This window comes from Terribium retamae (assembly GCF_022347545.1).
GTDB classification, from domain to species: Bacteria; Pseudomonadota; Alphaproteobacteria; order Rhizobiales; family Rhizobiaceae; genus Mesorhizobium; species Mesorhizobium retamae.
Window position 1 is genome coordinate 73699 of record NZ_JAKREW010000017.1, and the last position, 22050, is coordinate 95748.

Annotated in this window: 20 protein-coding genes and 1 pseudogene; 11 read left to right on the forward strand and 10 right to left on the reverse strand. The window is 61.8% G+C overall.

The window, feature by feature from the left end; translation table 11 throughout:
- Positions 1–13: 13 nt before the first annotated feature.
- On the forward strand, positions 14–925 hold the full coding sequence (locus L4923_RS17265) for an alpha/beta hydrolase family protein (RefSeq protein WP_239367265.1): 912 nt from the start codon (positions 14–16) through the stop codon (positions 923–925).
- A gap of 3 nt (positions 926–928) precedes the next feature.
- Here the strand turns inward: L4923_RS17265 and L4923_RS17270 are convergent, their stop codons facing one another.
- Positions 929–1660 carry a 16S rRNA (uracil(1498)-N(3))-methyltransferase gene (locus L4923_RS17270; protein WP_239367267.1) on the reverse strand — a complete coding sequence of 244 codons (732 nt, stop codon included), beginning with the start codon at positions 1658–1660 and terminating at the stop codon, positions 929–931.
- A gap of 149 nt (positions 1661–1809) precedes the next feature.
- Between L4923_RS17270 and L4923_RS17275 the strand changes: the two genes are divergently transcribed.
- Positions 1810–2205 (forward strand): GFA family protein, encoded by a 396-nt coding sequence (locus L4923_RS17275; RefSeq protein ID WP_239367269.1) that lies wholly within the window; start codon positions 1810–1812, stop codon positions 2203–2205.
- Between the two features lie 3 nt (positions 2206–2208).
- Here L4923_RS17275 and L4923_RS17280 read toward each other — a convergent pair whose 3' ends face one another.
- Entirely contained in the window at positions 2209–2643 is a 435-nt protein-coding gene (locus tag L4923_RS17280; RefSeq protein ID WP_239367271.1) for a GFA family protein, read from the reverse strand.
- Between the two features lie 178 nt (positions 2644–2821).
- Between L4923_RS17280 and L4923_RS17285 the strand changes: the two genes are divergently transcribed.
- Together L4923_RS17285 and L4923_RS17290 are read left to right on the forward strand one after the other, a co-directional pair.
- Positions 2822–3199: a winged helix-turn-helix transcriptional regulator gene (locus tag L4923_RS17285; RefSeq protein ID WP_239367273.1), complete on the forward strand. Its 378-nt coding sequence runs from the start codon at positions 2822–2824 to the stop codon at positions 3197–3199.
- Between the two features lie 201 nt (positions 3200–3400).
- Complete coding sequence (locus tag L4923_RS17290; protein ID WP_239367275.1) at positions 3401–4843, forward strand: MFS transporter; 1443 nt, start codon at positions 3401–3403, stop codon at positions 4841–4843.
- A 54-nt stretch (positions 4844–4897) separates the two neighbouring features.
- Here L4923_RS17290 and L4923_RS17295 read toward each other — a convergent pair whose 3' ends face one another.
- Complete coding sequence (locus L4923_RS17295; protein WP_239367277.1) at positions 4898–5866, reverse strand: AraC-like ligand-binding domain-containing protein; 969 nt, start codon at positions 5864–5866, stop codon at positions 4898–4900.
- 218 nt (positions 5867–6084) lie between these two features.
- On the opposite strand from L4923_RS17295, the gene capB reads away from it, so the two are divergent.
- Both capB and capA read left to right on the forward strand, forming a co-directional pair.
- Positions 6085–7833, forward strand: coding sequence for a caprolactamase subunit beta (gene capB / locus L4923_RS17300; protein ID WP_239367279.1), 1749 nt, complete (start codon positions 6085–6087; stop codon positions 7831–7833).
- A gap of 10 nt (positions 7834–7843) precedes the next feature.
- Positions 7844–9922, forward strand: a complete 2079-nt coding sequence (gene capA / locus L4923_RS17305) for a caprolactamase subunit alpha (RefSeq protein WP_239367281.1) — start codon at positions 7844–7846, stop codon at positions 9920–9922.
- A 51-nt stretch (positions 9923–9973) separates the two neighbouring features.
- Here the strand turns inward: capA and L4923_RS17310 are convergent, their stop codons facing one another.
- A complete protein-coding gene (locus L4923_RS17310) occupies positions 9974–10879 on the reverse strand; it encodes a LysR family transcriptional regulator (protein ID WP_239367283.1) in 906 nt (301 codons plus the stop codon).
- A gap of 285 nt (positions 10880–11164) precedes the next feature.
- Here L4923_RS17310 and L4923_RS17315 point away from each other — a divergent pair, with 285 nt between their 5' ends.
- The 3 genes and pseudogenes from L4923_RS17315 to L4923_RS17325 all read left to right on the forward strand — a co-directional run.
- Positions 11165–11965 (forward strand): 5-oxoprolinase subunit PxpA, encoded by an 801-nt coding sequence (locus tag L4923_RS17315; RefSeq protein WP_275448451.1) that lies wholly within the window; start codon positions 11165–11167, stop codon positions 11963–11965.
- A 3-nt stretch (positions 11966–11968) separates the two neighbouring features.
- Positions 11969–12211 carry an acetyl-CoA carboxylase gene (locus tag L4923_RS17320; RefSeq protein ID WP_239367285.1) on the forward strand — a complete coding sequence of 81 codons (243 nt, stop codon included), beginning with the start codon at positions 11969–11971 and terminating at the stop codon, positions 12209–12211.
- Positions 12208–12711: pseudogene (locus tag L4923_RS17325) on the forward strand (biotin carboxylase N-terminal domain-containing protein); the annotation flags it as partial. The gene L4923_RS17320 and the pseudogene L4923_RS17325, both read left to right, overlap by 4 nt.
- A 291-nt stretch (positions 12712–13002) precedes the next feature.
- Here the strand turns inward: L4923_RS17325 and ilvC are convergent.
- On the reverse strand, positions 13003–14022 hold the full coding sequence (gene ilvC, locus L4923_RS17330; RefSeq protein WP_054308143.1) for a ketol-acid reductoisomerase: 1020 nt from the start codon (positions 14020–14022) through the stop codon (positions 13003–13005).
- Positions 14023–14026: 4 nt separating this feature from the next.
- Complete coding sequence (locus L4923_RS17335) at positions 14027–14716, reverse strand: TetR/AcrR family transcriptional regulator C-terminal domain-containing protein (RefSeq protein ID WP_239367287.1); 690 nt, start codon at positions 14714–14716, stop codon at positions 14027–14029.
- A 171-nt stretch (positions 14717–14887) separates the two neighbouring features.
- Here L4923_RS17335 and L4923_RS17340 point away from each other — a divergent pair, with 171 nt between their 5' ends.
- On the forward strand, positions 14888–15607 hold the full coding sequence (locus L4923_RS17340; RefSeq protein ID WP_239367290.1) for a GNAT family N-acetyltransferase: 720 nt from the start codon (positions 14888–14890) through the stop codon (positions 15605–15607).
- Positions 15608–15724: 117 nt separating this feature from the next.
- Here the strand turns inward: L4923_RS17340 and L4923_RS17345 are convergent, their stop codons facing one another.
- The 4 genes from L4923_RS17345 to L4923_RS17360 all read right to left on the reverse strand — a co-directional run bounded on the left by L4923_RS17345 (position 15725) and on the right by L4923_RS17360 (position 20961).
- Positions 15725–16639, reverse strand: a complete 915-nt coding sequence (locus tag L4923_RS17345) for a LysR family transcriptional regulator (protein WP_239367292.1) — start codon at positions 16637–16639, stop codon at positions 15725–15727.
- A gap of 120 nt (positions 16640–16759) precedes the next feature.
- Entirely contained in the window at positions 16760–18025 is a 1266-nt protein-coding gene (locus L4923_RS17350) for an FAD-dependent oxidoreductase (protein WP_239367294.1), read from the reverse strand.
- Positions 18026–18194: 169 nt separating this feature from the next.
- Complete coding sequence (locus L4923_RS17355; protein WP_239367296.1) at positions 18195–20114, reverse strand: potassium transporter Kup; 1920 nt, start codon at positions 20112–20114, stop codon at positions 18195–18197.
- Positions 20115–20220: 106 nt separating this feature from the next.
- On the reverse strand, positions 20221–20961 hold the full coding sequence (locus L4923_RS17360; protein WP_239367298.1) for a pyridoxine 5'-phosphate synthase: 741 nt from the start codon (positions 20959–20961) through the stop codon (positions 20221–20223).
- A gap of 119 nt (positions 20962–21080) precedes the next feature.
- Between L4923_RS17360 and L4923_RS17365 the strand changes: the two genes are divergently transcribed.
- Positions 21081–21968 (forward strand): hypothetical protein, encoded by an 888-nt coding sequence (locus tag L4923_RS17365; RefSeq protein WP_239367300.1) that lies wholly within the window; start codon positions 21081–21083, stop codon positions 21966–21968.
- The last annotated feature ends 82 nt before the right edge of the window (positions 21969–22050 follow it).

Genomic DNA, 22050 nt, shown 5'->3' on the forward strand with positions numbered 1-22050 from the left:
GAAGAGGCTTTGCATGTCTGTCTCCATGCTGGTTCAGGAAGCCCGGCCGATCGAAATCGTTTCAGCCGATGGCGTCGTTTTGGGCGGCCATCTCTGGTCACGGGTACGGGGCGTTGCCGCCGGCACCGTCATCATCAATCCGGCCACCGGCGTACTCGCCCGCTACTATCACCACTATGCGCGCTTCCTTGCCGCGCATGGCTTCGATGTCGTCACCTACGATTATCGTGGCATCGGCGCCTCACGCCCGGAGAACTTGCGCAACTGCAAGCACCGCTGGCGCGAATGGGGCGAAAAGGACTTTTCGGCAGTGTTGGCCTGGGCTCTCTCGCGGCCCGGTTCTGCTCCCGTTTCCGTCGTTGGCCATAGTGTCGGCGGTGCCTTGCCGGGACTGGCCGGCAATGCACCGGCCATCCATCGTCTGCTCTCCGTCGGCGGACAGTTCGGCTGCTGGCGCCATTACGCCCCGTCACATCGCGGCCGCCTGTTTCTGAAATGGCATGTCGCCATGCCGGCGGTGACGGCATTGTGTGGCTATTTTCCCGGCCGTCGCCTGGGTTGGCTGGAGGACCTTCCCGCCGGCGTCGCGTATGAATGGGCCTTTCGCCGGCCGCATCTGGAAGACAACTATCCGGAGCACGAGCGCGATACGATCCTGCGCCGTTTCGATGCGATGACGGCGCCGATCCTGGCCGTCACCATATCCGACGACGAGATTGCCACCGTGCAGGCGATCCGTGTAGCGCTCGATCGCTACCGCGGCGCGCAACGCAGGCAAGTGCTGTTGGAACCTGCCGATCTCGGCCAGGAAGAGGTTGGCCATTTCAGCCTCTTTCACAACCGTCATGCCACGGGCTTCTGGCTGGATACGCTGTTGTGGCTGCGTGACGGAGTCAATCCCTGGCCGGACAAGGAGGTCGGGTAGGCCCTACCAGTCCCCGACCGTTGCCTGCATTACCGCCAGGGCCGCGACGGCGGCGGTGTCGGCGCGCAGGATGCGAGGCCCCAGCGGAATGGCGGTGACGAAGGGCAAGGCGCGCAGCATGTGGCGTTCTTCCTCGGAAAAGCCGCCCTCGGGGCCGACCAGCAGCGCCAGCTTCTTTTCCGTTATCGCCTGCAGGGCCGGCAGCGGATTGTTGGTCGAGGCGTCCTCGTCGCAGAACACCAGCCGCCTTTCCGTATCCCAGCCGGCGAGCAGTCGCTCGAATTTGAGCGCCTCGCCCACTGTCGGCACAGCCAGCACGCCGCATTGCTCCGCGGCTTCCACCGCATTGGCGTGCATGCGTTCACCCGTGATCTTGCCCTGGGTGTGCTGGGTCAGCACCGGCTGCAGCACGCCGGCGCCCATCTCCACCGCCTTCTGGATGAGGTAATCCTGCCGTCCCACCTTCAGCGGAGCGAAACAGTAGACGAGATCCGGGAGTGGCGGCTGCGGGCGCTGCTGCGCCTGCACGGTGAGCCGCACTGCCCTTTTTGTTCGAGCGGTAACCGCGGCCGTCCATTCGCCGTCACGCCCATTGAAAACCAGGATCTCGGCGCCTTCGCCAAGGCGCAGCACATGCATCAGATAGTGGCTCTGCTGCGAATCCGGCTCGAACTCGGCACCGGCGGACAGGTCGTCCGGAACAAACAGACGTTGCATTTTGTAGTTGGCGCGCATGGCCGAGCAATGCGGCAGGCCTCGTCGAAGGTCAAGCTGCCTCGTTCTCTGCCGGCTTCATTGCCGGCAGCGACGTGCGGACGTCGGTTTTACCGTATCGCCGGCGGGACGGTCTGCTTAGCTTGCAAGGGCGATGAGGAGAGGCGCCCATGAGCAAGATCACACGCGGCGGCTGCCTGTGCGGCGGCACCACCTATGAGTTGCGCGGCGAACTGCGCCCCGTCGTCGCCTGTCATTGCCTGCAATGCCGCAAGACCTCGGGTCATTATGTGGCCGCGACACAGGTGGCGGCAGCGGATGCGGTGATCAGTGGCGATACGTTGACCTGGTTCCGTTCCTCGGACATCGCCGAACGCGGCTTCTGCAGGGTCTGCGGCTCCAACCTGTTCTGGCGACGGTTCGAAAGCGACCGGCTTTCGGTCTGGGCGGGTACGATAGACGGCCCGACCGGCCTCAGAATGGAAAGCCAGCTCTATCCGGAGTGCGCCGGCGATTATTACGATTTGCCGGATGTCCCTTCGGTCGGCCAAGAAACGCTGGAATAGTGCTTATTCGCTGATCCGTGTCTGCGGTCCCGGATCGAACCAGCGGTGCTTGCGCCGCGCACGGTGCAATGTCGAAGGCGGCGCGAAGTCCGGATCGGTAAAACCGCCGACGGAAACGGAGACTGCGCCGGGGAGGCCCTCTCCAGTCATGAACACCAGCGCGCCACAGCTTGGGCAGAAAGTCTGCTCTACCCAGCGCCCGGCATCGCCGGTACGCTGCCATGTCCGACGCTCGCCTTCCACGCTGACCACCGCATCGTCGGCGAAGACGGCGCGGTAGGAAAAGGCGGTGCCAGTGGCGCGCTGGCATTCCAGACAGGCGCAGGCGTAGACGCTGCGAGGCTCGCCCGCGACTGTGATGGCCAGTCCGCCGCAGCCGCAGCGCGCGGTCCTGGTTTTGATCTTCGCTGCTCGTTCCATCGTCGTCGCGCTGTCCATTGCTGCCGCCATCCTGTCAGGAGGCATCGGCCCGGACGCCTGGTGCGCCTTGCCGCGATGGGGCCGTGCCCATACCTCTCGTCAACCTGACTGTGGTGATAGGTCGCCCCCGGCTCGGGGGTAAATTACGCACTTTGAAGTAAGTACTACCCGACAGGCCCTGAAGGCGGAGGAAAATATGAAACATCTTGCCAAAGACGAATGTGGTTTCGCCACGGCGCTGAATGCCATCGGCGGCAAATGGAAGACGGAGATCCTTTGGGAGATCGCCCTCGCGCCGCGCCGGTTCGGCGCGTTGCGCCGGCTTTTGCCGGGCGTCAGCGAAAAGGTGCTCGCGCAGCAACTGCGAGAGATGGAGGCCGACGGCCTCGTTCGACGCCAAGTCTTTCCCGGTGCGGTGCAGAAGGTCGAGTATTCGGTGACCGACATCGGACGTTCCCTCAACGATGCGGTCTGCGTGATGTCGGCCTGGGGCAAGGCGCAGGAGCGTCGCATGGTCTTGCGTCCGGTCGTCGGCCAGGAGAAACCACGGCCGCTGATCCGCCTGCGGGCCTGACCAGAGCGTTTCCGTTTTTCACGGAAACGCGGAGCGCTCCCACTTCTTGTGCAATTCCCGGGCCGCTTACCGCCAGGTAGGCGCTTACATTCCGGTCAGCGCTAACATCATTGTCAGTAATTGCATGTCGGTGCGGCATGCATAATTTCCGCTCCTCGACGCGATCGGCCCTTCGGCCGCGCACCAATCGAGGAGACAGTCATGTCCGACGAAAATCGTCCTGCTGCAGCATCCGCAGCCAACCCGCCTGATCCGAGACGCTGGCAGGCGCTGGGGCTGCTTTGCGCCACATATTTCATGGTCTGTCTCGATGGGCAGATCGTCATCCTGGCGTTGCCGTCGATCGAGCGGCAACTGGGCTTCACCGTTGCCGGCGTTCAATGGGTGATGAGCGCCTATATGCTGACGGTGGGCGGCTTGCTTCTGCTCGGCGGCCGCATGGCGGACTTGCTCGGCCGGCGGCGCATGTTCGTCACCGGCACGGCGCTGTTCCTCATTTCCTCGCTGCTCTGCGGATTTGCCGGCGCGCCCGAATTCCTGGTGGCGATGCGTATCGTCCAGGGTATCGCGGCGGCGATCATGACACCGACTGCCCTGTCGATCCTGATGACTACGTTCGAGGAAGGGCGCGAACGCAACAAGGCGCTCGGCTTCTGGTCCGCCATGGGTGCCGGCGGCGCCACGGCCGCTCTTGTCGTCGGCGGTCCGTTGAATGACTGGCTGGGCTGGCCATGGGTGTTCTTCATCAACGTTCCGGTCTGTCTCGCACTGCTAGCGTTCAGCCCGTACTTGCTGAAAGAAAGCCGCGATACGTCGCATAGCCGCGGTTTCGACGTCGCGGGCGCGGTCACCGTCACTGCCGGCCTCATGGCGTTTGTCTATGCCATGGTCGAGGTGCCGCAACTGGGTTGGACCCACGCAAACACTCTCGTCGCCTTCGGCGCATCGGCCCTGCTGCTTCTGCTGTTCCTGGTCATCGAGATGCGTTCGGCCTCGCCATTGGTGCCGCTGCGTATCTTTCGTTCGGTACGGCTGGTGTGCGGCAATCTGGTGGTGCTGCTCGCCGGCATGATCGTCTTCGGGATGATCCTGGTCCTGTCGCTCTATATGCAGAAGGTGCTGGGTTATTCGGCGCTGCAGGTCGGTGTCAGCACGATGATCTATGCAGCCGCCTCGATCGTCATGTCCTACGCCTCGGGACCGATCGCCAGCCGCCTCGGTGCTCGCACCCTTGCCGTCATTGCTATGGCGATGATGGCGGCGGGCTGCCTGCTGCTCGCTCGGGCCGGCGGGAACTATTGGATCGATATACTGCCCGGGCTCATCATCTTCGGCCCCGGCATCGGCGCGGCCGTTGTGTCCGGCTCCATTGCCGCGCTGTCGGATGTCGCTGAAAGCGATTCCGGCCTGGCATCGGGCATCAACAGCGCAGCTTTCCAGCTCGGTGGCGCACTGGGCGTCGCAGTGATGGCGACCGTCTCTCTGTCATGGAGCGGAGGGTTGGAGACGCTCGCTGCCCTGACAACAGGCTATCAGGCCGGTTTCCTCGCCTGCGCGGCACTGGCCGGTATCGGCCTGCTGGTTGCCCTGTTTTTGCCAGGAAGGACGCTGGCTGGGGCTGCTTCGGTCGTTCATCACGGCTAGCGGGAAGGGGTCTTGCGCTGTTTTGCCCGATGATCGGGGTACGCCGGCGCCACGCTACATGGCGATGTTTCCGGTTTGCCTGAAGGCGTCCCGGTATTCACCGGGAGGCATCCCGTATCGCGCCTTGAAGGTCCGGCTGAATTGCGTCTGGTCGCTGAAACCCCAGCGGTAGGCAATCTCCATCACCGTCTGATTATTGGCGGGATCTTCAAGCGCTGCCTTGCAGGCAGCCAGGCGCAATTCCCGCACCCAGCTGGCCACGGTGCGGTCCATGTCCCCAAACAGTCCATGAAGATAGCGCGTGGATAGACCGCAGGCGCGGGCTATCAGGTCGGGATCGAGTGCCGGGTTTCTCAGATTGGCCCGGATGAAAGCCTCGATGCGTGCCAGATGGGCGTTGCGGACCGTGGAGCTCTTCGACACCAGGATACGGTCGTCCGCCCTGATCGCCAGCGCCAGCAGATCGACAAGTTGCCGTCCGACCGCGATGCGGGATTCGGCATTCATCGTGTCGAAGCGTGCCGGCAACAGATGCAGCATGTCGGTGAACAGGCCACCTGCGCCATTCGCCGCGTCGAACTGCAGCGAGCAGAAACGGTCCGGCCCATGGACGCGATCGGCGAGCGCACGAGACTCGACCTTGAGCACCCACAGATCGGCCGGATCGGCATGGCTGAATTCATAAGGCTCGTGGCTGCGCTCCAGGAAGAACCCGCCGGGCGAGCAGCTGATCTCGCTGCCCCCTTGTGAGAAGAACACCTCCGAACGTGCCGGCACGGTGACGAGGAACTCTTCCTTGCGTGCCGCACGGAAGTGGTGAGGCAGGCGCAGATATTGCAGGGCGTCGGAGGTCAGGCGCGAGATCGACACATCGCCGAACTGCCAGATCGTCAGATCGCCGGAAAAATGGTCGGAGTTCCGGAATTTCAGGTCGAGTGGAAAGTAGGCCCCAGCGATCGCCTGGTGCCAGTGCCGGCTTCGGTCTGCAGGGCGCGTTGCGCTTGTTGTGACACTCGTCTTCATGTTCGATCCGACGACCTTACCGAAGACTAGGCACCGCCGCTCCGTAAGGCAATCCGCGTCTCGGCGAATGCACGCAATGTCAATTTTTTGTTCGCGCAGCGCAAAGACCCCGCCTCGAAAACCTGTTTCGCTTAGCTGGCAACGGTGCACGAGACACCGGGCGGGAACAAAAAAGTGCGACGGATCACGGGCTTCGTCGCATGGAGGAAAAGGTTGCAATGACGAAAGTGGAAGTCGATCCGATCACGCTGTCGGTGGTGCGTGGTGTCCTGGAAACAACACAGCGCGAGATGACGCTGGCCTTGGAGAAAACGGCGCGGTCCTCCGTCTTCAACCTGGCGCATGATTATTCGACCGCGCTGTTCAATGCGCGGCCCGAGATGATCCTGCAGGGCCAGGACATTCCGATCCATCTCGGCTCGCTCATTCCCGCGATGAAGGCGGTGGCCGGCTTCTTCGAAGGCGACATCCACGAGGGCGATCTGATCCTGCATAATGACCCGGCCTTTGGCGGCAGCCACGCCATCGACACCTGCATGTACAAGCCGGTCTTCTACCATGGCGAACTGGTCTACTGGACCGTCTGCAAGGGCCACCTGACCGATATCGGGGGACCGGTGCCGGCTGGCTACAACCCCAATGCGACGGAGATCTATGCCGAATGCCTTCGCATTCCGCCGGTGAAGATCTGGGACCGCGGCAAACCGCGCAACGACGTGCTGAACATGATCTTCACCAACATGCGGGCGCGCCGTGACCAGGAAGGGGATTTCCGGGCTCTGATCGGGGCTTGCCAGGTCGGTGAACGCAGCCTGATCGCGCTGCTCGACAAATACGGCAAACCGACGGTCGATGCCTGTATCGACACGCTGTTGGACATGGCGGATCGGCACATGCGATCCCTGATCGCCACCGTTCCGGATGGCACCTATGAAGGCAAGGCCATCCTGGAGGATGCCGGCCACGGCTTTGGCGATTTCGAGATCGGCGCCAAGGTGACGATCAAGGGCGACAGCTGCCACATTGCCATCTCCAGCCCGCCGCAGGTGCCCTACTTCATCAACTCCTACGAGGGCAACTCGCATTCCGGCGTCTATCTCGGCCTTATGATGTTCGCCGCACTGCCGCCGCCCTACAATGAGGGGCTGTACCGCTGCGTCACCATCGATTTCGGGCCGAAGGGCACATTGTGCAATGCGCAGGAGCCGGCGCCGCACATGAACTGCACGACAACGCCGATGGAAACGCTGACGGACGCCGTGCGCCTTGCTTTCGAAAAGGCGATGCCTTCCAAGGTCGCTGCTTCCTGGGGGCATGCCAACGGTCTCAACATTGCCGGCAAGGACAGCCGCACCAACGAAGAGTTCGTCACGATGGTCCTGGCGACGATCATCTCGGGCGGAGGAGCGACGCCGCAACAGGACGGCTGGCACGCCGTCGGTCCGGAATGCTGTTTCGGCGCGTTGACCTCAGGTGATGTCGAACTGCTCGAATATTCCTATCCCATCATCATCCATCGCTACTCGTTGATGACAGATTCCGGAGGCGCCGGAAAATTTCGCGGCGGTTCGGGTACTGCTTGGGAAGTCGAGCCGCTGGATGGCGACATGCTGTGCATCGGTTTTGGTGAGGGCCGCCGAATTCCGGCCATGGGAGCCGCCGGCGCGAAATCTGCCCTCGTCGACAAGAAGGTTGGCCGTGTCGAGTTAAAACGCGCCGGCAAGGTGGAGGTCGAGCGCAAGAACATCATTCAGACGATCAGGACGGGCGAAACGATCACCAACCTCAATCCGGGTGGCGGAGGCTACGGCAATCCTTTCGAGCGGCCGATCGAGAAGGTGGTGTGGGATGTCCGCAACGGCCTCGTTTCGATCGAAGGCGCGCGCGCCGACTATGGCGTGGCCATCATCGACCCTGAAACACTGGATGTCGACTTGGCCGAAACCAAGCGACTGCGCGCAGCCTGAGGAGACGATCATGGAACACGCATATCGTCTCGGTATCGACGCCGGCGGCACCTTCACCGACTTTGTCGTGGCCAATCGCGCCACTGGGGAGGTGAAGCTTTTCAAGGCGCTTTCGACGCCATCGGACCCGACCAGGGCCATCGAGAATGGTCTCAGGCTGATCGCTGATGATCTCGGCGTGTCGCCTTCCGATGTGGTTTCCGACTGCGACCTGTGCGTCAACGGCACGACGGTCGGCCTGAACGCACTGATCACGCATCGCGGCGGCAAGACCGGCCTGATCTGCACGGCCGGCCACGAGGATTCCATCGAGATCCGCAACGGTCACAAGGAAGACGGCTATCGCTACGATCCGGAATATCCGGCGGCGACGATGCTGGTGCCCCGCTACCTGCGCAAGGGCGTCCGCGAACGGGTGATTTCGGACGGCTCCATCCGCATGCCGATGAACGAAGACGACGTTCGCGAAGCCTGCCGGCTGTTCCTGAAGGAAGGAATCGAGACCGTCGCCATCTCCTTCGTGTGGTCGGTGCTGAATGCCAAACACGAACGTCGCGCGGCCGAGATCGTGCGCGAGATGATGCCGGACGCCATCCTGACGGTCGGCAGCGACCTCTACCCTCAGGTGCGCGAATACACCCGCACCTCCACGGCGGTCACCAATGCCTATCTCGCGCCGGTCATGCGCCGCTATGTGACGGCGGTCGACAGTTATTTCCGCGCGCTCGGGGCAAGGCAGCCAGTTCGCTACTTCCAGTCGAATGGTGGCTTGGCGATCGGCCAGGCAATGACAGATCGCTCCGTCTACGCGATCAATTCCGGTCCGGCCTCCGCCCCGCAGGCGGGGCTGTTCGCCGGTGCGCCGTTCGGCAAGGATAATGTCATTACCGTCGACATGGGCGGCACTTCCTTCGACATCACGCTGACGCGCAACGGTCAGACCAACCTCAACAAGAATATCGACTTCCTGCGCTACCGCATCGGCGTGCCGATGATCCAGGTCGAGACGCTTGGCGCAGGCGGCGGTTCCATCGGCTGGATCGACAGCCTTGGCCTGTTGCAGGTAGGGCCGCAGTCGGCGGGTTCGGAACCGGGCCCTGCCTGTTACGGCCGCGGCGGCACGGAGCCGACCACCTCCGACGCCAACCTTGTGCTCGGCTATCTCAATCCCGACGGTCTGCTCGGCGGCAAGTTGCCGCTCGATCTCGAAAAGGCACGGCGGGCGGTGGCGACGATTGCCGATCCGCTGAACATCAGCATTGAGCAGGCCGCCTACGGCATGTTCACCATCGTCAACAACAACATGGTCAACGGCATCCGCCGGGTGTCCGTCGAGCGCGGCTATGATCCTCGCGATTTCGTGCTGGTTGGAGCAGGCGGTGCGACCGCCGCCCATATCACCGCGCTGGCGCGTGAAATGGGTATAGATACGATCATCCTGCCCAAGTTGGCCTCAGGCCTGTGCGCGTTCGGCCAGATCATCTCGGACGTGAAGTACAATTACATGGCTACCGCGCCGCTCAGGCTGGACAACGCTGCCGCCTGCGACAGGATCGAACAGCTGTTCGAGGAGATAGAGGCGCAAGGTATTGCCCATCTGAAAGCCGACGGTTTTCCGGGCACGCTGATCGAGGTCCAGCGGAGCCTCGAGATGCGCTATGTCGGGCAAGTGCACGAATGCACGGTCGATATCCCCAATTTCAAGATCAACGAGCAGAGCATCGACCAGGTCAAAAATGCGTTCCATGCCCGGCATGAGGAACTCTACACCTATGCAGAGCGCCACAGCATGGTCGAGGTCGTCAACATTGAATCGACCATCTATGGCCGTATCGAGAAGCCGAAAGCACCGAAATTGCATGACACAGGTGGGCTTCAGGAGGCGCTGAAAGGCCATCGCAATGCCGTCTTCGATGCCTCAGGCACACCGAAGCCCACCCCTGTCTATAACGGAGCCGCCCTTGGCGTCGGCGTTGCGGTGGCCGGCCCCGCAATCATCGAGGAAGTGACGACGACCATCGTTATCGAACCCGGCTGGGCTGCAACGCTGCATGAAAGCGGCAGCTATCTGCTGGTCCGGCAGGATTGATCGATGACACCGGCCTTCCGCTCATCGAGGAGCATGGCCGGCCCGCCGCTTCTACCTGTGGGAAGGCAGGAAGAAGGTCTGGTGGAAATAGGAGCGGAAGGCTTCCATGGCGGGGGTGAATTGCGCCCCGCGCCGCCAGGCAAGGCCGACGTCCATCGAAGGGATAGGTTCGGTCGGAACGATCGTCTCGATGCGCTTGCCCTCAAGAGACCATGGCCGCAGCACCATGTCGGACAGGATCGCGACGCCTTGTCCATCCGCCACCAGCGAGCGGACGGCTTCGACCGACGACGTCCTCAGCGTGACATTCGGCCGGTAAGAGGTGTTGCTCCAATAGCGCAGCGCCGTGTGCGCGGCCTCATCGACCGTCAGCATGATGTAGGGCTCCTCGGCGATCTCCTTGAGGCCGACGCTGCCTTGCGACAGCAGGCGATGCCGGGCCGGCACCCACAGCCTGCGGCGCGAACTCATCAGGGTTTCCGTTGCAAGATCGGAATTGATCACATTGGAGGTCAGCAGCACGGCCATGTCGTAGCGATTGGAGAGCAGCCCCTCCTCAATGGCCTCGCGGTTGAGCTCGAACAACTGGATGTCCAGGTTCGGCCAGGCGCGGCGAAGCCGTCCAAGATGGTTCGGAAGGAAATAGCCGATCACCGTATAGCTGGCGGCGACTGTCAGCTGTCCCGCAAAATCGCCGGCCGGCAACAAAAGGTTCGTCGCTTCATCGACTTTGTTCAAAATCTCATAGGCATGGAACAGGAATTGTCGGCCCGCCGTCGTCATTTCCATGCCATGTGTCGAGCGAACGAACAGGTCGAGCCCGACAGTCTGTTCGAGGTCCTTGATGGCCGTTGTTACGGCCGACTGCGAAATCCCCAATTCCGCAGCCGCCTGCGAAATCTGACCATGCTCGGCCGTGGAAACGAAATAGCGGATCTGGCGAAGACTTACCGGCATGGCCTCAGTATTCCAATTTTCAGATATTATGATGCTGTGTCAGGCAAAAAATCAATATGCAGTCGCGAGGGTAAGGCGAGAGGTAATACGAGATCTGAGCAATTCGACGGTAAAATGTGCCAGTCTGATGACGCTGTTGAGGAAACTCAGAGCGAAGATGATAAAAAATTCAGATATTCGATATCAATAAATAGAATTTTCCAAGCGCTCCCACCCTCTCTACCTTTCTCAATGAGGAATGACTGGAGCCCCTTTGGCTGCAGGGTGAGGAAAAGGGAGGCCTGCTTGCAGACAGCAGCCGTCGACATCAATTGCGACATGGGCGAAGGCTATGGTCACTGGCGCCTGGGCGACATTGACGATGCCGATCTGATGAAACTCATCAGTTCCGCTAACATTGCCACGGGCTTCCATGCCGGCGACCCCAATCTCATGGATGCCACCGTTCGATTGGCGGCCCAGCACGGCGTCGGCATCGGCGCTCATCCGGGTTTTCGCGATCTGCAGGGGTTCGGCCGCCGCCGTATCAACGGCACCAGCGAAGAACTGGTCAACGACATTGTCTATCAGATCGGGGCGCTGCGGGAATTTGCCCGCCGCTACGGTGCGACCCTGCAACATGTGAAGCCGCACGGCGCGCTCTACATGGAATTTGCCGCCAGCGAGGAGATGTCGCGCAACTTCGTCCGCACGATGCGCACGATCGCTCCGAACGCTTTCATCTATTGCATGGGAATCTCTGAAACCTATCGCGCGGCGACGGAAGTCGGGCACCCCGTTATCCGCGAGTTCTATGCCGATCGCGACTATGACCGGTCCGGTTCGATCGTTTTTACGCGGCGGACCGGTCGACTGGATCCCGCCGCAGTTGCCGAGAAAGTGGTTCACGCCTGCAGGACCGGCAAGGTCCGCACGGTCGAAGGCGACGAGATCGATATCGCCTTCGAGTCCATCTGCTTCCATTCGGATACGCCGGGCAGCCTTGCAATCGCCACCGCCATGCGCGCGGCGCTCGATACGGCAGGGATCAAGGTCAGGCCAGTGGCCGAACTCACGAATCATTTGAAACCAGCGGCAAGGGGATGACCGATGGCCAAATCCGAAATCAATTCACCCTTGCCCGGCGTTTTCTACAGGCGGCCTTCGCCGGACAGTGAGGTCTTCAAGAACGACGGCGACACGGTGGCGGCGACCGACATCCTCGGCGTCATCGAAGTGATGAAGTCGTTCCACGAGATCCCGGCCGGTGCTGCGGGCACCAATCTCAAATTCCTCGTCGATGACGGCGATGCCGTGATGGCGGGACAGCCGATCGCAGAGATCGACGCATGAACATCAAATCGGTCCTTATCGCCAATCGCGGCGAGATCGCCGTGCGCATCAACCGGGCCGCGAAGGCGCTCGGGCTGCGCACGGTGCAGGTTTACAGCGCCGCCGATGCGGATTCGCTGCCGGTCAGGCTGGCCGACGAGGCGATCCTCATCGGCCCGGCGGCGGCGAAGAAATCCTACCTCGACATCGAGGCCGTCATCGCAGCAGCGAAGACCGCCAAGGTCGATGCGGTGCATCCCGGCTATGGCTTCCTCGCCGAAAACGCCGACTTCGCCGATGCCGTCGTCGCTGCCGGCATGAGGTTCGTCGGCCCGTCGGGAGCCTCGATCCGGCTGCTCGGCGACAAGGTCGCAGCCCGCGCCGAAGCCGAGAAGGCCGGCGTTCCGACTGTGCCCGGCAGTGGTGGGCGCATCGCCGATGTCGAAGAGGCGGCTGCGATCGCTGCGCGCATCGGTTTCCCGGTGATGATCAAGGCCGCCGCCGGCGGGGGGGGGGGGGGGGCGGGGGGGGCCCCCCCCCCCCCCCCCCCGGCTCTCGTACCGCCGCCGGAGCCCCCCGGGACCGGTCGAATCGGCACGGAATGGTGGCTCCGGCTCCGCTTACGACATAACGGCCATCGCCATCCGGGCAGGACCATTTCTGGTCATGTCCTCATCGATCGATAAGAAGCGAGCTTCATGCCAGTTTATTATGTGCCGAAATGACACATGAAGAAGGCCGGCGAAGTGATTCGCCGGCCTGACATTTGTTGCTGAACGTTACGCGAGGATGTCCTCCCGCTCCTGCCGGGCTTAGTTCTTGGCTTTGTCGACCAGCTTGTTCTTTGAGATCCACGGCATCATGCCGCGCAGCTTTTCGCCGACCTGCTCGATGGGGTGTTCGTCGTTGAGGCGACGGGTCGCCTTGAAGCGGGCGAGACCGGAACGATATTCCTGCATCCATTCCGAGGTGAACCTGCCGGTCTGGATGTCGGTGAGCACGCGCTTCATTTCGGCTTTGGTCTCGGCGGTGATGATGCGCGGACCGGAGACGTACTCGCCCCACTCGGCGGTATTCGAGATCGAGTAGTTCATGTTGGCGATGCCGCCTTCATAGATCAGGTCGACGATCAGCTTCACTTCGTGCAGGCACTCGAAATAAGCCATTTCAGGTGCATAGCCGGCTTCCACCAGCGTCTCGAAGCCGGCGCGGATGAGCTCGACCAGACCGCCGCACAGGACCACCTGCTCACCGAACAGGTCGGTTTCGCATTCCTCGCGGAAATTGGTCTCGATGATGCCCGAACGACCACCGCCGACGCCGCAAGCGTAGGAGAGTGCGAGGTCGAGCGCGTTGCCCGATGGATCCTGATGGACAGCGACAAGGCAAGGCACGCCGCCGCCCTTCTGGTATTCGCCGCGCACGGTATGGCCGGGGCCCTTCGGCGCGACCATGAGCACGTCCACCGTCGCTTTCGGCTCGATCAGGCCGAAATGCACGTTGAGGCCGTGTGCGAAGGCGATCGCGGCGCCGTCGCGAATGTTCGGGGCAATCTCGTTCTTGTAGATGTCGGCCTGCAGCTCGTCAGGTGTCGCCATCATCATCAGGTCGGCCCACTTGGCGGCTTCCGCGACAGTGAGCACCTTGAGACCGTCGGCCTCCACCTTCTTGGCGGTCGGCGAGCCGGCCTTGAGGCCGATGGCGATTTCCTTGACGCCGGAATCCTTGAGGTTCAGGGCATGAGCTCGGCCTTGCGAACCGTAGCCGATGACGGCGACCTTCTTGCCTTTGATCAGATTCAGATCGGCATCGCGATCGTAATAAACACGCATTTCTTCATTCCTTCCCGTTGAAGTCAGTGGCCTTACGGCCGGGTGTTTGCCCGTAAAGAGCGAGAAACTGCTGGGTGGCGCGCTGCGCGTCGGCCGCGATCGTCGCTTCCGTGAGGCCTGGCCAATCACCAAGTAAAAGGCGGATCTGCACATCGCGCGCGACCAATCCGAAAAAGGTGCGAAAAGCGGTCTCGGCATCCTCGAAGACGAGAAGTCCGGCGCGCTTGCCCGCATCGAGGACAGGCTTCAGACGCTTGGCGAGCGCAAAGCGGCCATTTTCCAGGACGATGGCGCCGAGATTGTCCTTGCCTGAACCGGCATGACTGATCGCGACACGGTTCAGCGCGATAGAAGTGTCTGAAGCGATGACCTTCAGCCAATCGCGGGCATAACCTTCGAGGCTTTCCACCAGGGAAATCAGATCAGGATTGCCCTGGTCGACAGGAGTGACGCGCACCTTGGAGGCCTGCCAGCGCACGGTGGCAGTAAGCAGTCCGTCGCGATCGCCGAACCATTTGTAGAGGGTCTCTTTAGAACAGGAGGCACGCCGCGCCACCGTCGTCATGGACAGATGGTCGCCCTCTTCCACGAGAAGCCGCAGAACGGTATCCAGCACGTCTTTCTGGCGATCGGTCAGCGCTTCGGGCTGCGCATTCTGCGCCTCCGTCCCGCTCTGATTGGTATCCGCTTCCATTGCCGATCGCTGCCGTACCGTACGTTACGGTTCGGCTTTAACAATCAGAGCAGGCCCCGTCAATCCTGCTCAAACAAAATTGCATCTGTCCGGATATCAGATCGTCGGACATGTCGGCTCCCATCAATGCTTTGGCTCGACGCACGCAAGGCCAGCCGGTAACTTACCACTATGCAGCATTCCCCCTGGCTCGACCTCGACTACCGCACGCTTTTTCATCTGGATCAAAATCGGCGCATCGAACGGGAAAACGATCCGGACCGTTCGCCCGGGCCGCGCTTCTGGCTTGCGGGAGCTGCCGAGGGCAACATGTTCGGTATCGGCGCAGACGTGGATGATCGCACTGCCGCTGAACTGGAAAGCCTGGCATCCGCCGAACCAGGCTTCGCACATCCGGCCGCGCCGATACATCTCGACCGGTATCTGGAAACGCTTGCATCAAACACGCACAATCTCGGTCTGATCTACGAGCTTCCGCATGCACTGATGTTCCCCCTCCAGGCGCGTGTCGTCACTCACGAAAGCGAAGAAGGGCGTCACCTGCTGCAATCATTCACCAGCTATGGCATGCCCGAAAGCCTGGCCGAAGTCGGGTTCCACAGTGCGCAGGACTTCTGGGCGCCATGGTGCGTGGCCATCATCGACGATGAAATCGCATCGATCGCCTTCGCTGCACGATTGTCCGATGTCGGCGCGGAAATCGGCGTGACCACCATGAAAGCATTCCGCGGCCAGGGCTTCGGCGCAACGGTGACTGCTGCCTGGACGCAGTTGCCGCCCCTGCAACACCGAACGCTGTTCTACAGCACCGACCGCGGCAACCTCTCCTCGCAGCGTGTGGCGGCACGGCTGGGACTGCAGCAGCGTGGGACAACCTTGCGGGTGTACTAGAGCATTTGTAGCCAAGTGGAATCACTTGGCGTCACAAAAATGCGACGAAAACAAAAACTTAGAGCGTTTCCGCGTTTCCGTGAAAACGGAAACGCTCTAGGTCGCGTTTCGAATGCTCTACCGCAGCCTTACTTTCTCGCCCACGAAATCGAGAAAGGCGCGCACGCGCGCCGGCAGCACGCCGCCCTGCCCGACATAGACAGCGTGGATCGGCTCAGCCTCGCCGGGATTATAGTCTTCCAGCAGGGGCACAAGGCGGCCAGCGGCGATGTCTTCTTCCATGTGGAAACGCGCGGTGCGGGCAATGCCCGCGCCGGCAAGCGCCAGGCGCCTCATGGTGTCGCCATCGCTGACCACGGCGTTGCCTTGTGGTGCGATACGAACCACCTGACCGTTTTCGTCGAGAAACGGCCACCCTTCGATCAATCTGGGAAAGCCGAAGCCGAGCAGATTGTGACCAGCAAGATCAGCCGGCGTTCGAGGCATGCCGGCGCGTTCCAGATAAGCGGGCGAAGCCACCACCATTGCCCGACTCTCACCCAGCTTGCGCGCAATCAGGCTGGAATTGACCAGCGGCCCGACGCGGATCGCCACGTCGGCGTGTTCGTGCAGGAGATCCACCACCACATCGGAAACGACAAGATCGAGCACGATCTCCGGGTAGCGTGCCAGGAATTCCGGCAGGATCGGGGTGAGCTTCCACTGCGAGAAGGCTGTGTTGCAATTGACCCTCAGGCGCCCGCGCGGCACCGCGCCGGCCGCCGCCTCGCGCTCGGCGCTGTCGACGTCGGCCAGAATACGTATGCAGCGCTCGTAGAAGATGTTGCCTTCGGCAGTCAGCGCCAGCTTGCGCGTCGATCGATTGAACAGACGTGTACCAAGACGCGCCTCCAGCCGGGCGATCAGCTTGCTGACGGCGGAAGGCGACAGCCTGAGTGCCCTGGCGGCCGGTGAAAATCCACAAAGGTCCACAACGCGCACGAACACATCCATTTCGCCAAGGCGGTTGGTGTCAATGCGCGAGGATGCCATGTTTTGTGAAATCAATTCATGAATGGTTTGGCTGACGGCAGCCTAGTTCACGACAGCGACGGTGTCCATTTCCGGTGCGACCGTTCCGCGGCACCGGCTCTTGGCCACCGGTAGGCGCCGCTAAATGGCCTCGGCAGTCGCAATGTTCGGGCTTGCGCCAATCCTCGTCCAGTCTTGTTCGGTCAGGCCAATCGACCGGAACGGATCGACCATCGTTCCGGCGACCATCGAACCCAGCAACTGCGGCACAGGCGGTATCCGCGCCGCGGTTGCGACCAACCGATCGCGCATGAATGGCAAAAACGCCGAATCCGACTGGTAGAAGGGCGTGAACATCAAGGACAACGCCTGGAAAGTCCGAACATGCCGGCGCCGGGTTCTCGCATAGGACGCAAGTGCGTCCTCAAGATTGCTGTTCGTTTTGAGCGCATGGCTCAACGCCGCCGCATCCAGCAATGCCATGTTGGCGCCCTGCCCGAGCTGCGGGCTGGTCGAATGCGCGGCATCGCCGATGATGGCCAGCCGTCGGCCTGCCGGAACCTTCAGCGTGTGGTGGCCGTAACGGGCCAGCGTCAGCTGATCGAAGCTGGCGATCTGTGCGAGATAGGGCGCGCATTCCGACCACAACGAAACCACCCGCTCCTTCCAGCGGTCCAGTCCCTTCACCCGCAAAGCTTCGGCATCCGCCGGCTTAAGGCTCCAGAAGAAGGCTGCCATCTTGCCGCCGCCGCATTCCGCACGCCCGATCGGCAGAACGCCGATCATGACGGAAGCGCGGTCATAGCGCTGGGTCAGCGCATGTTCGTCGAATCCTTCGCCATGCCAGTCGAGCGAAGCCCAGAAAGCACCATAGGCGAGCGGGCGTGGCTCGGTTGGCGCAACCGCATGGCGGCGCAATGGCGAGCGGGAACCGGAAGCGTCGACCACGAGCTCGAACGGACCGATGTTGCGGCCATCGCCACAGACCAGGCGAACCCGTTCGCCGATTTCCAACTCGTCCAGTTCCACACCGGTCTCGATGGCGATACCTGCTTCGCGCACCTTACGATAAAGCAGGCCAAACAAGGCCGCCCGATGCACCGCCACGCCAAACCGGCCGCCCGGCCGGGCGTTGTAGCGAACATCCAAGACAGTGCGGCCGCTCGCGGCATCGGCGCCATGCAAACGCTCGATCCGGCTGCCGAGCGCGACGATTGCATCGAGAAGGCCGAGATCGGCAAGCACCGTCAGTCCGGTCGGCTGCAGGATCAAGCCGGAGCCGACTGGCGACGGCTCGGCGAACCGCTCGAAAACGGTGACGCGGTGGCCGGCACGGTGGAGATAGAGTGCCGCCGCAAGGCCAGCCGGGCCGGCTCCGGCGACCGCGATATCGAGAGATGCAACCACCGGCGACTACAGCGTGCTGGCGGATTGGTGGGGTTTCTTTGCTGGAGTTGGCGCGCAGAACAGGACGTACATGAGGACCCTCGTGAAAGCTGGCCGAGCGTTACCGCCTCAGCTTCCACTGTCAACGCGGTGATCGGCCGCTGATGCACGCCAAACCCAGCGGAATCTTCTAGATCGTCACCTGCGTACCGACTTCCACCACGCGCCCGGTCGGGATCTGGAAGTATTCGGTCGCGTCGGCGGCGGTTCGCGCAAGGCCGATGAACATCCGGTCCTGCCACAAAGGCATGCCGGAATTCGGCGAAGCCTTCAGCGAGCGGCGCGACAGGAAGAACGACGTCGTCATGATGTCGAACTTCCAGCCCTGCTTGCGGCAGATGGCCAGCGCCTTCGGAATGTTGGGCTGTTCCATGTAGCCGAAGGTCAGCGAGACCCGCATGAACAGCTCGTTGATGGTTTCCATCTTCACGCGTTCGCTGTCGGGCACGATCGGTTGCGGCGCAGTCACCACCGAAAGGATGACGTTCTGTTCATGCAGCACCTTGTAGTGCTTGAGGCTGTGCATGAGCGCAGTGGGAGCGCTGAGCGGATCGCTGGTCAGGAATACCGCCGTGCCGGCGACCACTTGTGGTTTCTTCTTCAGCAGATTGCCGGCGAGGAAATCGAGCGGAATCTCGTTGCGGCGGGTCTTCTCGAACAGGTAGCGGCTGCCGCGCACCCAGGTCCACATCACCAGCACCACCGAGAAGGCCACCGCCAGCGAAGCCCAGCCGCCCTCGAACACCTTGACGATGTTGGAGACGAAGAAACCAACGTCGATGAACGCGAACAGTGCCGTCAGCGCCACGGCAAGGCCGAGGTTCCATTTCCAGATGCGGGTCATGATCACGAAAAGGAGAACGGTGGTGACCAGCATGTTGCCGGTAACCGAAATACCGTAGGCCGAAGCCAGCGAACTCGACTGCTGAAAGCCGACGACCAGCAGCATCACGACGATCGCCAGGATGAAATTGACGCGCGGCATATAGATCTGGCCGGATTGTTTTTCGGAGGTGTGCTGGATTTCCAGGCGCGGCAGCATGTTCAGCTGCACAGCCTGGCGTGTCAGCGAATACGCCCCCGAGATAACCGCCTGGCTGGCGATAACGGTCGCGGCAGTCGCGAGCACCACCATCGGTATCAGCGCCCAGCCTTCGTTCATTTCAAAGAACGGATGGCCGATCTCGCCGCCTCTCGCCAGCACGAAGGCGGCCTGGCCGGCATAGTTGAGCAACAGACAAGGGAAAACGACCCACAGCCAGGCGAGCACGATGGGCTTGCGGCCGAAATGGCCGAGATCTGCATAAAGCGCTTCCGCCCCTGTCACCGCCAGGAAAATCGCACCCACAGTGACGAAGGCGACTCCCGGCGAATTTATAAGGAAGTGAACGATGTAATACGGGTTTATCGCTAGCAGCACTTCCGGATCGTCGACGATGTGGACAATGCCGGAAACACCGATGGCAACGAACCAGAGTGCCGTGATCGGTCCGAAGATCATGGCCACGCTGCCGGTGCCGAACCGCTGCACGGAAAACAGGATCGCCAGGATCACCAGCGTCAAGGGCACGACGTAAGGATCGAAGGTCGGCGTGACGACCTTCATGCCTTCAACGGCCGATAGCACCGAGATCGCCGGCGTGATGACAGCATCGCCGTAGAACAGAGAGGCACCGACCATGCCGATACCGAGCACGATCGCCGAGCGTTTCTGGAACGTCGCGCGTGCCAGCGCCATCAGCGACAGCGTGCCGCCTTCGCCGCGGTTGTCTGCGCGAAGCACGAACATGATGTATTTGATGGTGACGATGATCGTCAGCGCCCAGATCACAAGAGACAGGACGCCGAGCACGTCGTCGCGCTTCGAAAGTTCACTGCCGGACGCTGCGACCAGCGCCTCGCGAAAGGCATAGATCGGGCTCGTGCCGATGTCGCCATAAACGACACCGAGAGCGCCCAGCATCAGCACCTTGGTGCTGTGCTGTTCAACCCCTGAATGCTCGGGTTGTTCGGTTCCTTCTGCCTCAATGCCATTGTTGGCAACGGCCATCGGCGACACTCCGTTTCAAGCGCGCGGTGCTCTACGCTTACCGCAATGCAATATCAAGTGCCCCGGCGTCATTACCCTGACATTCGCGGGTTCGAACGGATCGTCTTTACCACCCGCACGCCTTCAGGAACCGCCCTATCGTGCCGGCCATGCCATACTCCAGCGCATCGGCTGTCAAGCCATGTCCGATAGAGACTTCCGCCAATCTTGGAATACGCGTTATCAACGGCGGGAGATTGGACACGACAAGGTCATGCCCGGCATTGACCTGAAGCCCGGCAGCCATCGCAGCGTCAGCTGTTTTCCCGAGCTTTTCCAACTCCTTGGCGGCGCTTCCCGAATCGGAATGATAACCACCATAAGGCCCGGTATAGAGTTCGATGCGATCAGCACCGATATCGCGTGCGGCGGTCACGCCGGCGGGATCGGGATCGGAAAACAGCGAAACGCGGAAGCCGCCCTTCTTGAGGCGTTTCACGATCGGTTCGAGAAAATCAGTCTGCTCGACAAAATTCCAGCCATGATCTGAAGTTGCCTGCGCCGGGTCATCCGGCACCAAGGTCACCTGTTCGGGCTGGTTCTTTTCCACAAGCTCAAGGAAATCCTCGGTCGGATAACCCTCGATGTTGAATTCGGCTTTGGGAAACTCGTCATCGATCAGCGCGCGAAGCTCCGGGAGATCAGAATGGCGGGTATGACGCTCGTCCGGCCGCGGATGCACCGTCAGCCCATGCGCACCCGCTGCAAGCGCGATGCGACCGAGACCGGTCACGCTCGGCCAAGGCAGGTCGCGGCGATTGCGCAGCAGCGCGATGGCATTGAGGTTCACGGAAAGCTTGGCTGGCATGATCGGCCTTGGGCGGTTGCGGGCAGCGGAAGCTATAGCCCAGCGCCAGCGAAACAAACATCCTTTTCGGCTGTTCCAGCCTCGCGCTTTCGGTTGCGTGTCATGATCGGATGGGCAACATGGGCGGCATCTCAGGGATTCCCATGCCGACGCTACGCATCCTCGATTCGCTTTCCGATCCCGGCAACGCGGCCCGTCGCAACGAGGATACTGCCGGTGGCAATACGTCTTGCGCCTTCGTCGTCGATGGCGCCACTGGACTGGGTGGCAAGCCCGTGCTTGACACCACCTCTGACGCGGCATGGTTGGCAGCCTTTGCCGCACGGGTTTTCGAGACGGAAATCGCCACAACGACCCCGATAGACGACACGGTTCGCGATTTGAACGCCCGAGTTCGGCGACGAATCATTGAAGCGGCTGGCGACGAGACGGTCGAGGCCTGGGCATTGCCGACGGCGAGCTTTCAACTGGTGCGCATGGAAGGCCGGGAACTGGCTGTCTATGGCCTTGGCGACTGCAGGCTGTTCCTGGTTGATGCGGACGGCAAGGCCTTCGAAACCAACGGCGATTACAGCAAGGCCGAGAGTGAAGGCGCTCGCCGCGCGGTAGCGCAGGCCGGAGGCTTGGCCGCCTGGCGCTCGCTCGCCGAAGAGCCTGTGGTGCGCGAAGCGTTGCGCCGCTCGCGGGCACGTCACAATCAGCCTGGTGGCGTCGTTTGGACACTTGGTAGCGCGCCCGAGGCAGCCGCACATCTCGCCACCTGGCGCCTCAGCCCTGCCCTGCCGACACGCGGACTTCTGTGCACAGACGGCTTCTCCGCCCTTGTCGACAAATATGGCCGTTATGACAGTGCCGGGCTAATCCAGACCGCTTTCGAACGTGGTCTGGCTAATTTGATGAGCGAGTTGCGTCGGATCGAACATGAAGAAGATCCCGACGGACAGCGATATCCCCGCTTCAAGGTCAGCGATGACGCGACGGCATTGCTGTTTGAAATAGCCCCGTAAGCATGTCGCGTAAAAGTGTGCAGCGGTTTTGAGATAGCGACATGTGTAGAATCAAAGACCTGCTCAAGGAGCGAATCTGAAA

What these genes read in the sequence shown, in the direction of transcription:
- L4923_RS17265 (WP_239367265.1), top strand. Translation starts at nt 14, where the DNA reads ATGTCTGTCTCCATGCTGGTTCAGGAAGCCCGGCCGATCGAAATCGTT.
- L4923_RS17270 (WP_239367267.1), bottom strand. Translation starts at nt 1,660, where the DNA reads ATGCGCGCCAACTACAAAATGCAACGTCTGTTTGTTCCGGACGACCTG.
- L4923_RS17275 (WP_239367269.1), top strand. Translation starts at nt 1,810, where the DNA reads ATGAGCAAGATCACACGCGGCGGCTGCCTGTGCGGCGGCACCACCTAT.
- L4923_RS17280 (WP_239367271.1), bottom strand. Translation starts at nt 2,643, where the DNA reads ATGGACAGCGCGACGACGATGGAACGAGCAGCGAAGATCAAAACCAGG.
- L4923_RS17285 (WP_239367273.1), top strand. Translation starts at nt 2,822, where the DNA reads ATGAAACATCTTGCCAAAGACGAATGTGGTTTCGCCACGGCGCTGAAT.
- L4923_RS17290 (WP_239367275.1), top strand. Translation starts at nt 3,401, where the DNA reads ATGTCCGACGAAAATCGTCCTGCTGCAGCATCCGCAGCCAACCCGCCT.
- L4923_RS17295 (WP_239367277.1), bottom strand. Translation starts at nt 5,866, where the DNA reads ATGAAGACGAGTGTCACAACAAGCGCAACGCGCCCTGCAGACCGAAGC.
- capB (WP_239367279.1), top strand. Translation starts at nt 6,085, where the DNA reads ATGACGAAAGTGGAAGTCGATCCGATCACGCTGTCGGTGGTGCGTGGT.
- capA (WP_239367281.1), top strand. Translation starts at nt 7,844, where the DNA reads ATGGAACACGCATATCGTCTCGGTATCGACGCCGGCGGCACCTTCACC.
- L4923_RS17310 (WP_239367283.1), bottom strand. Translation starts at nt 10,879, where the DNA reads ATGCCGGTAAGTCTTCGCCAGATCCGCTATTTCGTTTCCACGGCCGAG.
- L4923_RS17320 (WP_239367285.1), top strand. Translation starts at nt 11,969, where the DNA reads ATGGCCAAATCCGAAATCAATTCACCCTTGCCCGGCGTTTTCTACAGG.
- ilvC (WP_054308143.1), bottom strand. Translation starts at nt 14,022, where the DNA reads ATGCGTGTTTATTACGATCGCGATGCCGATCTGAATCTGATCAAAGGC.
- L4923_RS17335 (WP_239367287.1), bottom strand. Translation starts at nt 14,716, where the DNA reads ATGGAAGCGGATACCAATCAGAGCGGGACGGAGGCGCAGAATGCGCAG.
- L4923_RS17340 (WP_239367290.1), top strand. Translation starts at nt 14,888, where the DNA reads ATGCAGCATTCCCCCTGGCTCGACCTCGACTACCGCACGCTTTTTCAT.
- L4923_RS17345 (WP_239367292.1), bottom strand. Translation starts at nt 16,639, where the DNA reads ATGGCATCCTCGCGCATTGACACCAACCGCCTTGGCGAAATGGATGTG.
- L4923_RS17355 (WP_239367296.1), bottom strand. Translation starts at nt 20,114, where the DNA reads ATGGCCGTTGCCAACAATGGCATTGAGGCAGAAGGAACCGAACAACCC.
- L4923_RS17360 (WP_239367298.1), bottom strand. Translation starts at nt 20,961, where the DNA reads ATGCCAGCCAAGCTTTCCGTGAACCTCAATGCCATCGCGCTGCTGCGC.
- L4923_RS17365 (WP_239367300.1), top strand. Translation starts at nt 21,081, where the DNA reads ATGGGCGGCATCTCAGGGATTCCCATGCCGACGCTACGCATCCTCGAT.